This window comes from Parasphingorhabdus sp. (genome assembly GCF_048267785.1).
Taxonomy (GTDB): Bacteria; Pseudomonadota; Alphaproteobacteria; order Sphingomonadales; family Sphingomonadaceae; genus Parasphingorhabdus.
This window is the reverse complement of the sequence record NZ_JBLWWU010000014.1, coordinates 46,879-60,503: the sequence shown is the minus strand read 5'-3', so window position 1 is coordinate 60,503 and position 13,625 is coordinate 46,879. Positions and strand designations below refer to the sequence as shown.

The following is a 13,625-nucleotide window of genomic DNA, read 5'->3' as shown; positions in this document are numbered from 1 at the left end:
GAGACGAGCTAACGGGCTGGGGAAATGGTTTTGACTCACGTAACAAATACTATTGGATTGGGATTCGACCACAGTCATTCAATAATCCTAACGCCGTTTGCAATCGATCTGGAGTGGCGACTGGCGGATTCCCTTGATTGGCACCGGGCGTCAACGACCATCCTCCTTCCTCAATTACCACGCGTAGCCGCAATAATGTTTTGCCCCGACCCCGCGCGTCCGCGAGGCCGCGTCCAACGCACCAATAAGCATGTTGAGCAAGCACCCATCCTTCAACTATCTTGATGACGCATTTTTGAGGCGATAAATTTCTCCAGTTTTTAAATTCCGACTTCGCTCGTGAAATTGGCAAACGATCATTTGCTTGCGCTACGTTTTCTCGCTCTTCTTCAATTTCCGTCAGACAAAAGGCGATGCCTTGCCTGATCAACTCAGGAATGCCAAAGTCGCCAGAACCGCGTAGCGCATCATTTAATTCTTCCAGCAGCCCCACCGGATTGTCTGTTTTCGTCAAAAACCATTGTTCTGCGGTAATAGCATCGGAATCGATTGTATTTTGAACGAACCGTTCTGAAATTGATTCGCTGCTTAGGGGACCGTCAATTAGTTCACCGACGAGCCAATAAAACATTCCTTCTAGTGATAGCCGAAAAAGCTGCCTTGTCTGAACTTTGCGCCATGCATTCGCCTTCGAAATAATAGCTTGGTCGTCATAGTTTCCTTTTTCAGTTTCCGCCATCTTCGCTCGTATGTCATGAACATCGAATTCATCGTCAGATTGCTTTTCAATTGTTGCCTCGATTAATGCCATACCGTCTCTTCGTTTTGGGTTAGACGATGGCCCAGCAAGTCGAGAAAATGCCGCTTCCTGTTCTTTTTCGGTGGGATCATCAAGCGCCCACATGCCTCCCCATTTTCGAACGTCTTTCCGCTTAACAGTAATGGCCCCAAGCTCATTGAATGCCTTATGTTCCAACAACTCATCAAAGCGAGCTTCGAACGCGTCCAACATGGGATCAAGTTCGGGGTTTGGCCGGAAAACGCCTGCGGGGCCAACCGGAATCAACCACCCCATGCTGCGAAGTCCTGGGCCATAATTCAGAGGCGAAATCAAACCGGTTGAGGTACGCCTCAAATCTCTGCGTTTTTCCCATTCGGGTCCGCCGAAGCTATATTTTTTACTCTTGCCATGGATTAACTGATCCAGGGCTTGTCCGCCCGGTATCCCAGCCTTTGGATCAATAAGAAACTGCGACCAAGCATAAATTGCTTCGATACGATCAACAAAATCGCGCATTTCATCGTCCGTCGCGCCACCTTTTTTATCTTGTTCGACGATATATCGGACGCGCCGCCAAGCCCATGTCATTAATACAAATGGACGTATCTTCTCTGCAACATTGTTGAGGCCCGGTAAAACCTCATCCATGAGGTCAAAGTTGATCTGACGAAGACCCAGTGGATCGACTCCTCCGACTGGTGATGATCTCCTTTCAATAAGTGTTGGTTCAGAAGCACCAGTGGCTTGAAGAAGTAGGTCATCAAGGTTGGACATTACAGTTCCTTACATAGAATAAGATGCCCTCGGTGGATCGTGATCCCGGTTAGGCGCAGTTCCTGTTGGGAAGCGGTCGGCATTACAAGGAAGCATTGGGGACATGCCTGGACAAGTTCTTCGATCACGCAAATGCGGATTCGAACGGCATGGTCATCAAGTGCCTTTAACAGCTTGTGCCCATAGGGGCCGGACTCGAGTTCTTCATAGCCCGACCGGGGGCCATTTTCGTCGGCTGCTTTCAAATAGGCCGCAACCTGTTCTGCGGGAGTGCTGGCTGCACAGACTTGATTGAGGAATGTTTGTCCATCCCAGTTTGGTTCCAGAATCTCCATGAAGGACAGAATGTTTTCGAGATCGAGTGTCAATTCAGCTGGATCAATGCCGCAGCGGATTAAAAACCTACGTGCTCTTACTGCCGCTCTGGCCTGACCATCAGTTGCCTTGGCCAACAAACTCGCCGCAGCGATATCCCCATATTCTGCTGGATCGAACTTCTTAATGCTATTAAAAATTCTTGCGAGCCAAGATTGAACCTGATCCGGAGTTGGTCTGATGCGATCTGCAAGATAATGCGCCAATGCAAAAGCAGCGGCAGCATGCTGTCCGTTATGGCGTTTCGCCAGCATATCCTCTAATAGCCCTTCAAAAGCGTGCATTGCATTGGCCTTCGCTTGCTCTTCCTTTCGCAAACGCTTCTGCCGATCTTCAGCACTTTCTCGATCATCCTCAACTTCGGCGTGATCGTCCTCATCAGTACCTGATTTCCATGGTCCGCGCTTTTCAGAAAATGCGGACTTCACTAGCCATAATGCACGTTGCCATGCCGGTTCCCCGTGTCCACCTCTATCATTTCCAGTTTGCGTCGCGCTTCCGGCGGTTGTTAATGCTTCAACCGGCACCCAAATGGGTTCTTTTTCCCTATCTTTCGAGGCACTGCCGCTGGTTGATGCTGATTGCAGAATGCGCTCCGGGTCATCCTTGAACCACGAAAGAATGGCGGCAACATCCTCGGGTGTTTCGGTGCCAGATAGCATTGCGAGTAACCGCGGTGCCATTGCTCCCGCGCGTCGGATAATCTCAGCCACCGATGCCACAGAAACAAAGCCTTCCGCCGCAAGTTTCCCTTGTTCGATGCGCACAACCATCCGACCGCCGCTCCAACTTTGCATTTCAATATCCGGCGCAGGAGCTTCAAAATTCCCGTTCGCATCGACATCAGTTGAACCCAGATCAATCAGGCCGGCAGAGAGTACAACCTGGAGTTTCGCCACTCCCGATATCTTTGGTTCGAGCACAAGCCCATGAATGCGGTCTCTTTCAAGAGCAGCTCGCAATACACCAACCCTCTCTAGTGTTTCCTTATCATCATCCACTTCAACTTGCGGTAACTGGGCAGGTGGATCGCAGGGCCGCGTCACCCAACCAACAGATGTTCCGCGCTGGATACGAACAAGAGACGCCTCTACATTACCTACTTCCAGCGCAGCCCGAGTGGCGTTTGCGCTACCCGTCATCAGAAGTCTGCCGCGACGGCAGATGATTTCGAAGCACTTGGCGTGCAGCAAGCGCGTGTCATCACCGAATGGTTCGTCAATGCAGACAGACTTTGCATTAGTTCCTTGGGGCCAATTAATTCCCATGATACCGCGTACTGGTGATGACGGATGAACATGAAGTGAGATATCATCGCAGCCAAAGTTCTCAGCAAGCCGTGCTACTGCCCCCCCATTTTTGTCAAAATATGGTGAAACAACGTTAATCCTCTTTGCCCCACCAAGGTCATTTGCTAGATCAACCAGTTGCTGTCCTATCGGCCCACCTATGCTGTGCAGTAGCCGAAATTCACCATTCCGTGGAGACCCAACTGCTGCCAATCGTAAATCCTTGGCAATTTCTTCGAACCTGTCAGACACTCCGCATCTAATTTGGTCCGCGATGGCCAAAAGTTCAAACATGTCAGCCGCGTCATCAAAAACCTCGGCGGCAAAACTTGGATGAAGATGCTCGACTGCTTCCAGATTCATACCCCACCCACCAAACGTCAGGTTGCCGGAACCGACCAGCATGTGGGCATCATTGCCGTTAAAAAAAAGACCGAGTTTCGGATGGAAAACTCCAGTGGTACACTTTACCGGTTCCAGCTCGTAATCGCGTCCTGCCCGACGCGCGCCCTGTTCACTCAAACCAGCTCGAATACCTTCCGGATCGGCAAGGATTAGTGCGCCCTGCCCACCACCACGCACCAATTTTTCGAGAATGATCGCTTCTACAAATGAAAGGCTGAGCGCATAGGTGGTGAATACAACCCGCCGCCATGGTGCTGCATCTATAAGATCAAGTGGATGCATTGAGTTTCAAGGATTCCTCAGCCTTATCCCGAGACATTAGTTTATTTTCCCTCTGTAAAAACTGTGTTCGAGTACAGTTCTATGTTGTGGTCCCTTTCACGGATTTGTTCACTACTTTTGCCATCTCCAGATAACGACAAAATGCATTCACAAGCTGCATCTGCCGAGGTGATTTACAATCAGCTTCAAAAATCTGAGGGGAAGAAACTAGAATTGCCAAACATTTGGCTCGAGAGATAGCCACATTCAGCCGGTTACTACTATACAGGAAGTCCATTCCTCTTGGAGCATCTAGATGACTTGAAGTCGCCATTGAATAGATAGCGATTGCAGCCTCCTGCCCTTGAAACTTATCAACGGTGCCCACGTGCATGGCAGGCAGGCGTTCCTGTATCTCATAAACTTGAGCATTGTATGGCGCGATGATGACTATATCATCCTCCGTCACTGGCTGCGTAACCCCATTACGATCAGTCCAAGTTGTATCTGAATTCAATATCGTCTCTACGATCTGGCGGATAGCGTCTGCTTCTTCCGAAGAGTTGCTGTTGTTACCGGTATGGGGGACCGGAACGTAAATCAGTCCAGTCCCATTAAACTCACTTTGCGATGAGATATTTTGATTCCCACAATCTACATGTGAATCCAATTTTCCTTCGTAGAACAGCTCTGAGTTAAAGCTGCAAACATCTGGGTGTAATCGCCATGTCTCGCTGAGGAAAAGTCCCTGATCTTCGGAAATCGTCTTCTTCTCATTGAGAATATGGTCAAGCGCCGACACTCCGGTGCCGTCTGGGTGCGTGCCTTTCGTTGGTTGATCTAACTGTTGTGGATCTCCCAAGAGCACAAGACTAGGGGCCGCTTGACTGACTGCCAGAACATTGGCGAGCGACATTTGAGCGGCTTCATCAACGATCAAAACATCTACCGAATCCGCTGTGTCTTCTCGTGCCCAATAAAATGAAGTGCCACCGAGCGTGCTGATTTGTCTCGAACTAATTGCCAAATTTGCTTTGCCGTTGTCTGTAAAAATTTTGACGAAGTCGGTATCATCCTCTTTTGAAGATAGTTTTTGCCCGAAGTTAACCGCGAGCCCTTGCTCTTCAGCAATTTCCACCGCTTTATCAATTAGGTTTCGAATAACTTTATGGCTGTTGGCGGTTACACCAACTTTCTTACCCTGTTTAACCAACTCACAGATCATATGGGCACCTGTGAACGATTTTCCCGTCCCTGGAGGTCCCTGAATTGGGATGACTCCTCCTTGAATCTCTGGAATTATTCTCAGTGCATTTTGGAGAGTTGTCTCTCCGTCCACATGTAATTGCGTGTCGCCGAGTCTGGCGGCATGTCTAAGAAGTAAGTCACGGGCAGCTTGGTATGCACCAAGACCCTCAATCCCATTTTCGGCAACATAATCGCCTATCCTGAGCAGAGATGCGACTTGTTCGTTGGTCCGGAAAACTTCGTGAGCAAATATTCCGTCTGGATGTAGATTGGCTGTTGCGCCCATTTTCTTGATATCAATCGTCCGATTTTCCTGTGAAATCGAAACCGCGCTACCAAAAGAATCTCCGCCGGCTGCCTTTAAAGTCTCGCCACCACGAAGGTCGGTATCCTGATGTGAAAAACTGTAACGGTCAGTTGGGATGCCAGTCGCGGTATGGTCCACGGTCTCTATATATGTCAGTTCTCCGAGCGCGCTCTTCTCTGTGAGAAGCTCAAGAGGCTGTAAGTCACGAAGCCTAAAATATTCCCACCAAGTCGCTTTGTCTTCACGCCGGTGCCAATCGAGGATATTCGCTAGAATCCATCTGCCTTGCTGCTCCAAACTTCTTTCTTCGACATCAACCGACACATCAGAGGTAAGCCTTTCAACGAGTGCAGCGATCCGTTCCTCATGCTCCGATATTTCTTCGCTTGGTCCATCTTGGCCAGGTTCTGGCCGTTCAATCTGCACACCATTGGCCATAGCCTCTGCGCGCAAACTCTCTAACCAATCACGCAGAGCTTCGGTTGAGAGGCAATCATCATCGTTGTATCCCGCGACCTTGTCTTTGGTATCATCTTCTATCGACGGAATGTCATTGAATTCTAACCCAACTTGAAGCGCTGCGAGTGCGACATTGGCATCTTTGAGCGGAATTTTACGCTCGTACTCATAAAACGGTTCTAGTTTCTTAATCGAATAGCTTTCCACGCTAGCCCGAATTGAGTTTCGAACGACAGTGAAGAGATCAACAAGCACCTTGCCGCGCAGAAGATTGTCAACTTCAGTTTCCTTGGTGGCATAGCGCCCCATAAGTCTTTTCAGTGTGCTAGGTTCGTAGGGTGCATAATGATAAATATGCATACTTGGGAACTGCTCCCGCCGAGCAGTCACAAAATTCATGAAGTTTTCGAAAGCTGTTTTCTCTTCTTCGCGATTGAATGCCCAATCCGCCACTCTTACGATTTCGCCATTATCGTCACGATAGTGGTAACCAAAAAGGTACTCCAGCCCTCCCTCAACGATGAAGGAATCACCCTCAAGATCAAAGAATACATCCCCCGGGGACGGTTCAGGGAGTAAAGCAAGTCCGGAATCCGGCATCTGTTCAATTATCTCGTAAAGTAATTTATCTTGTTCCCGTGCATCCACCTGAATTTTTGCCTGAGCGATTGATTTCTCAAAGCTGGCTGACGAGCCCTTTTCGGGTGTCCAAGGCAACGGTATTGCAGTTTCGCCAAGAGCCTTTGCAGTTCCAATGCCACGAGCCTGAAGCTCGGTAATTTGAGTTTTCGAAATATTTGCAACAAGGCACAGGTGATCATCATCGCGCCTACGTTTTTCACAGACGTCCGACCATCTGCAAACATCGCAATGTTCTTTAGGCTCAGGATATACAGACTTGCTCTCGTCGTCCGCAACTGCGGCTTCGGTCGCCTTTTGCGCTTTTCTGAAAAACGCGGCGTAGTCAGCAACACGAAACTCCTGCGGTTCAAAATTGGACCACGGCGCAACGACATATATGAATTCCGGAGCGATCCCCTGCATATTTCTAAGGAGTTCGGCATATAAGCTGAGTTGCAAAACCGTTCCACCTTTGGTTTCGCGAGCCAATTTTGTGTCGATGATCTCATAAGACCATTCGCCAAGTTGGCTTGGGACTTCAATCCGGCGTAAAACATCGGACCTTCCGATCCAGTCTCCAGATTTCAACGCGGCTTGGATGATAATCGGGTGACCGGCTTTCATAGCATCTAACGTCAGATCTACCGATCTATCGTCGACATCCACGCCAGGAATTTCCGTGATGGAGAATCCTGCGTCCTGCAAATTCTTGATATAGGCTTGCTCATGCCTAATCCCTCTCTCACGAAGGATTTCTAACAACGGGTCCCATTTCGCTGGCTTGGCTAATTCGCCATTTGCCACCATTAAGTCCGCATTTGTCAAATGTTGGCAGTTTGTGTGCCCCACCAAATCATGAGCACTTAATATTATTGAACCGTCTAATTTTTTCATCCGAATAGAGTACACATATACGATCATCTATTCAGCAAAATACTGGTGAACCATCGAAATAAGATGATACGGAATTTGCAATAGATCACTGAAAAGTGGAGACCATGGGGATGATGGGTTACTAATCATTGATAGCGCCGCAAAGGACAGTGCGAACGCCGAAGCCGATAACGAGAGGCGTTACGGCAATCAGTGGGCCTGATTCAGGGCTATTAACGATGAATGATGAAGTATTTATAATATAGACTTTAAGAGAAATTACTCTGACTCGATTGCATCGAACGCTATTGATACGAAATGAGAATAGGTTCATGGAACTAACACAAACAATTGATTGCAAATTGCCATGCTGCAAAGTCAAAAACTCGCGATAACGTGCATCGTTTCACGCAGGAGGGAGGAAGAAGTGAAAGATCAGAAATGGAACTTAGCCCACCCAGTCTGCGCACCGACGAAGAAAGTGGAAAGAAAGCGCTGAGACTGTGAGCGAAACAGTTCCGCCACCCATCCTGTTGGGTAATCGCTACACCCTCACAAATAACGTTCGAAAGGGGGCGCAGGCTACGGTCACTCAAGCTTTCGATAGCAAGCTCGGGCGGATGGTTGCCGTAAAACGTGTTAAATTCGGGTCCGATGACGTCCGCGGACAAGAAGGTTTCCAACGTGAAGTCGGTTTACTCCAAAAGTTAAACCATAATAATATCGTCGAGTTAGTTGATGTCGACAAAGATGCCGATGGTAACTGGTATCTGGTTCTAGATTGGATACCAGACAACTTAGAGGACATCATCGCCAGAGATGGCATTATGACTTGGCTAGAATTTTGGGACCGGTTTGGAGAACCACTGCTTGACGCTGTAGCCTATGCACACAAAAGTAAGATTGCGCATCGCGACATCAAGCCTAAAAATATTCTAATCACGGAAGAAGGCTCCGCGAAGTTGGCGGACTATGGGATCGCCAAGCTCCTGGACAATGGAGGAACTTGGGCACCAGTTTCTGGATACACGTTTCGGTTCGATCGTACCCCCGGCTATACTCCCGAAAAGCCAGAAGAGGCTCATGTGCTTACCCGCGACTGTTACGCTTTTGCGGCTGTTGCCCTTTCTTGCGTGACGGGTCGTGCCTTCGAGAATGATAATGATTTGTACGTCGCTCTTGAAGAGGCTACGCTCCCGCCGAATGTCCGCCCAATCATTGAGCGATGTCTGAGCACTGACGCCTCCGATCGTCCCCCGTTGGCATCCCTGCTATTAGAACAATTGAAGCATGCTGCGGAAGATAACGAAAACCGCAATTCTTCGGCCCTCGATCTTTTCCTGCGCTTGAATGCCAGAACAAAAACGGCGCTCGGGAAACGATTTGATACAGAAGATACAACGCTTATTGAACAATTCATTGTTGATGAACTTGGCGACGTCTGTGGTGTTATCGCGCTACCTAAGACAGACGACGAACCAGACCGATTAGAATTGGTCGGCGGCGCTTGGAAGTTCGAGGTTCTGGTCGCCGGCAAAAAGGGAGAGATACTCCACGTAACTCAGGCCAGCGAGATTGGAGCTTCTCTTGCATCGAATATTCGTGATGGGGCTGTCATCCATAAGGTGAGGATCAATTTTTCGCGCCCCAGAGACGAAAGTAGTGCGGGTCAGAAAGTTGCTCTTCTTATCGTTCAATCTCGCAATTTTTCCACCCAATTGAATGAAGAACGGGAAGCCCGCGCGACGGAAAGAATTTTCCGTGTTTGGCGCGGTTACCTGAAGGATCGGGCCGACCTCGAATCGAAGCGGAGCAATGCGATCCAATACATCGACCGGAGTTTTCAGAGCGGTCGTGTTGTGTTCACTACAGAAATCGCACCATCAGACGAAATTATCGGTCAAGATCGCATTGTCTATGGCCCAAACGGAAACGTTGCCGGACAGATAACAGCATCGTCGTTCAATCTCGTCACGATGGAAATAACTCACGGCGATGAGCGGCGGCTGCCGAGGAGGGGTGAATTAGCGATCAATACGATTGCCGCCCAGCGTGCGCTTAATCATCAAACTAGAGCCTTGAACGACGTGGTTTATGATCGGGCAGTTGAGCAAAGACTGAAGTCTATCATACTAGATCCCCAAATTGCTTTACCTTGCGTACCGATCGAGACAGTGACTCCAACAGATCCTGATTTTGACAACGAGAAGCTCAGCATCCTCAAACGAGCTCTTGGTGTACAAGATATATTGGCGATTGAGGGGCCTCCGGGGACGGGCAAAACAAAACTTATAACTGAGATTTTGGTTCAGTGGCTGCGGCGAAATCCGAAGCACAGAATTTTACTCTCCTCTCAAACGCACATTGCCCTCGATAATGTGCTTGAGCGAGTCACTTCGCTTGAAATGGGTCTCGACATTATCCGGATTGGTAATGCAGACGAACCTCGTATCTCAACCGCAAGCAAGGAACTACTTCTGGAGAAGAGGGTGGAAAAGTGGATTGCGGAAGTCCGGCATGATGCGGAGGAAGAAATGAACCGCTGGGCCGAGGAGCAAGGAGTCGATCGCGCCGCCGTCGAAGTAGGAATGAAGGTTGAGAAACTCCTGCAAATCCGACGGAGGCGCGATGCAGCAAGGCATTTAATCGCGACCCTCCAAGAGGAGAGGGACGGCCTGCAAGACAATGCAGAGCGGGAGTCCGGCGAAGTAGATAGGGAAGAAGCCGAGGAGGAATCAACACAGCTGGACAGCGAAATTGGAGAGTTGCAGCGGTCGATTTCGCAACTGAAAAAGGACGAAGAAGAATTGCTCAATGAGATGGATGCAATGGGAGGATACGCTGCAGAGCTTGCGACAACCAAAGAGGAGCGAGATCTTTCCGATTGGGCGGTTCACTTTCTTCAAGGCGATGAGACAGTCCATGCGTGTAGGAATCGGCTTGCACTTCTAGAAGACTGGCAGTTGCGAGTCGGTCGTTCATCGGACTTCAATGCTGCCATGCTCTCCTCAGCTCAGATCATTGCCGGAACCTGTGTAGGTATCGCTGGAGTGAGGGGGATGGAAGACGTGGCTTACGACCTCTGTGTGATCGATGAAGCTTCGAAGGCCACTGCAACTGAAATTCTGATCCCGATGGCGCGCAGTCGACGATGGATAATTGTCGGCGACCCTAAACAATTGCCGCCATTCTTTGACGAACTTGGCGAAGATCTTTTGGACGCCTTTGAGGAGGACGAGATCAAAGAAACGATGCTCGACAGATTATTGGAACCTATTATTGGCCTCCCAGATGGTTGTCGGGACAAGCTCAGAAATCAGTACCGAATGGTGGAGCCGATCGGCAACTTGGTCAGTAATTGCTTCTACAATGGCCAAATCGAGAGCCCGGTTAAGTCACACGGGCTCAAATTGGATTTGGCGTTTCCAAAGCCAGTCACATGGTATTCCACGCACGCTCTGTCTAATGCCACAGAAAAACGTGAGGGGATGACGTATTTTAACCTCGCGGAAGTCGCGGTAGTTCGTGACCTTCTGGTCAAATTGCAGTTCTTTGCCAAAGCCCAAAAGCGCAGATTCTCTGTCGCGGTTATCTCGGGTTACACCGCACAAGTACAGCTAATGAAAGAAAAAATTTCTCAAGGTATTGCAGAATGGCCTGATCTCGAGGTTACCTGCAACAGTGTTGACGCCTTCCAAGGACGACAAGCTGATGTATGTATATATTCGATAGTTCGCTCCAACCCGCAAAGAAAGTTGGGTTTTTTACGTGAACCGCCTCGTTTGAATGTAGCTCTTTCGCGAGGGAAGAGTGCGCTAGTAATCGTGGGTGACCAAATGTTTTGTCGGTCGGCAAAAGGCAAGAACCCATTCCTCAAGTTGCTCGACTACATAGATTCGAACGAAGAAACATGCACGACGGTAGTGGTGTCATGAGAGCTGAAGATGTCGCTCGAGAGCACCAGTTTCGTGAAGGCTTTAAGCTGGTAGACTTCGGGGAAGTCGGTTTACCAATCTTTCGCTTAACAATTGAGGCAATCACGACATCAATGCGTTCAATTCCAACGATCCAAGAATTTGCAATGCGGTGCTTAGCGCTCGGCGAGAACCAAGAAAAACCAATTGCGAGAATGTTGGGTTTAAAGGAGGATATAATCTGCGGTGCGATCGACACGTTGGTGTCGGACGGCCTTGTTGTACGTATCACAGTGGTAGGCGACCACAGTAGCTTTTCATTGACGGCACTCGGTGAAGAGAGGCTGGCCCAGGATGCGCAAGAGGTCGTACAGGAAGAGATGCTCGTAATCGACTACGACGCAATGCGCCGTAAACCGATAAGACTGGCGGGAGAAAATGTAGTTCGAGCAAGTGAGTTGAAAGCCTTTGGGGCAGTTGAAATTCGACCATATCCAGTTGAACCGCCAAGTGTTTCGGATTTGGCGATCCCAGAGATTAGTCGAGCGATTCGCCGTCGCGATGGCGAAGACTTTCGCCGAAATGTTTTGGCGCTCAAACAAATCGTCCGGCGAAACAACGTCTTTCGTGAAGCGGTTGCTCTTGTTTTCGCCGCCGAGCGAGGAAGCGAGGTACAGGTCGCCTTTGTCTTAGACGGGAAGCTCTCAGAAAGTCACGAGCGCGCCTTTGCAGAAAACGGTGGCCCTCGGAAGATGGGGTTCATTAGAAAGATTGGCGAGCACAGCACACGACAAGGACTTCAAAGGTTAATTGGCCGCGAAAGTTTTGCTGCGATGCCAAATTCAATGATGATGAAGGATGCGCTGAAAGAGGAAGCTGAGTCCCGATCTCAGGTGCGTTCGATTGCACTAGCGGTTGATAGCAACAGGACCCGCAGGACATTAAATCCCGCCACCCCTGCCCTCGAGGCGGCGCAGGAACGCTTTGCGCTCGCGAAACACGCCCTCGACACTATGGACATCCGTCCTCTCGCATGTTTCGAACAAGACGAACTTCTAGAAGAAGCGATATCTAGCGCAAGGCGCTCACTCATTGTGACAAGTGCTGGATTGCAGCCTACGATCCTCACTCAGCACGTTTTAAGAGATTTGGAGAACCTTGTCGCAGGCCGTGTAGCAGTCGACATTGGATCATTCTTGAGACCACAGAATGAGCCGAGAGGCGGTGCGTATTACGATCCACTGTCAGAGCTTACAAAACGAGCTCAAGCAGGCAGAATGAATCTCCATCGTACCCGGCGAAGCGCCTTCTTCTACTTGATCAAGGACGATGACCTAGCCGTAATTTCTAATAGGCCAATGCTAGGAGACGTAGTGCGCCGAACCAGTTTCCAGAAAGTTGAGGGCGTGATCACTCGCGACACTCGAAGAGTGAACGACATTAGGGAGCTCGCCGCAAAGGTCTGCGGCGTGAAGAAGAATGGATAAAGGCGTCAAAATATCGGCGGCAACTCACGTCGGTCTGCTGAGACCTAGGAACGAAGACCGCTTCTGTATTCCCGATTGGAGTTCGAGCGGGCAAGAGGACTCTTGGCAAGGCTATACCGTACGAGAAGGCTGCTGGGCCTTGGTTGCCGACGGCATGGGAGGACATGGTGCCGGAGAAGTAGCAAGCAAAGTCGTGGTCAAAATTCTGTCTAAGCATCTTCCGTCGATTCCCTCAGCCGATGGCCTAGTGAAAGCCATTCAGTTCGCCAACGATAAAGTGCATGAAGCGATGTATTCAGAGCACGGTCGTCCCGGCATGGGGAGCACCGTTGTAGGAGTTCAACTACATGGCCAAATCTGCACTTGTTTCAATGTCGGTGACAGTCGGGCGTATCTCCTGAGAAGAAAACAGTTACGCAGATTAAGCCTCGATCACACGCCTGAGGGCGGAATTCGACAAAAGTTTCGTAGCCACGCACTAACGCAGTCTCTTGGTGGCACTGTTTCGCGGGTGGAGCCTCAGCCTCACATTGAAAAGGTTGCCGTTCTGCCAGGCGATCACATCTTACTATGCTCTGATGGACTGTCAGATCTAATATCGGAGGATGAGATCGCTGAATTAATGGAAAAAAAATCAAGCCGTCCCGCATCGCTGTTAATTAATTCTGCTCTTAAAGCGGGTGGACGAGACAATATTACAGTGGTTCTACTTTCAATCTGACCCATCCTATTGAAATTTGGATGTTTTTTGTAATTTTCTCGTTAAAACTTGGTTCAAGGTACGGCTCTTTGCTTCACGCAAAAAAAAAAGTGGAATACCAATTTCTTCGC

6 protein-coding genes are annotated in these 13,625 nt (G+C 49.4%); 3 read left to right on the top strand and 3 right to left on the bottom strand.

Annotation, left to right across the window (positions count from 1 at the left end; all coding sequences use genetic code 11):
* Positions 1 to 49: 49 nt before the first annotated feature.
* The 3 genes from ACN0VD_RS12135 to ACN0VD_RS12125 all read right to left on the bottom strand — a co-directional run bounded on the left by ACN0VD_RS12135 (position 50) and on the right by ACN0VD_RS12125 (position 7,441).
* Positions 50 to 1,555, bottom strand: coding sequence for a septum formation inhibitor-activating ATPase (locus tag ACN0VD_RS12135; RefSeq protein ID WP_417594596.1), 1,506 nt, complete (start codon positions 1,553 to 1,555; stop codon positions 50 to 52).
* On the bottom strand, positions 1,555 to 3,906 hold the full coding sequence (locus ACN0VD_RS12130) for a hypothetical protein (RefSeq protein WP_417594594.1): 2,352 nt from the start codon (positions 3,904 to 3,906) through the stop codon (positions 1,555 to 1,557). Before ACN0VD_RS12130 ends, ACN0VD_RS12135 begins: the two co-directional genes overlap by 1 nt.
* Before the next feature lie 79 nt (positions 3,907 to 3,985).
* Positions 3,986 to 7,441, bottom strand: coding sequence for a TM0106 family RecB-like putative nuclease (locus ACN0VD_RS12125; RefSeq protein ID WP_417594592.1), 3,456 nt, complete (start codon positions 7,439 to 7,441; stop codon positions 3,986 to 3,988).
* 455 nt (positions 7,442 to 7,896) lie between these two features.
* Here ACN0VD_RS12125 and ACN0VD_RS12120 point away from each other — a divergent pair, with 455 nt between their 5' ends.
* From ACN0VD_RS12120 to ACN0VD_RS12110, 3 genes are read left to right on the top strand one after another with little or no spacing between them, the layout of a single operon-like run.
* Entirely contained in the window at positions 7,897 to 11,328 is a 3,432-nt protein-coding gene (locus ACN0VD_RS12120) for an AAA domain-containing protein (RefSeq protein ID WP_417594590.1), read from the top strand.
* Entirely contained in the window at positions 11,304 to 12,794 is a 1,491-nt protein-coding gene (locus tag ACN0VD_RS12115) for a hypothetical protein (RefSeq protein WP_417594588.1), read from the top strand. The genes ACN0VD_RS12120 and ACN0VD_RS12115 overlap by 25 nt, the downstream gene beginning before the upstream one ends.
* A complete protein-coding gene (locus tag ACN0VD_RS12110; protein ID WP_417594586.1) occupies positions 12,787 to 13,515 on the top strand; it encodes a PP2C family protein-serine/threonine phosphatase in 729 nt (242 codons plus the stop codon). Before ACN0VD_RS12115 ends, ACN0VD_RS12110 begins: the two co-directional genes overlap by 8 nt.
* Positions 13,516 to 13,625: the final 110 nt, after the last annotated feature.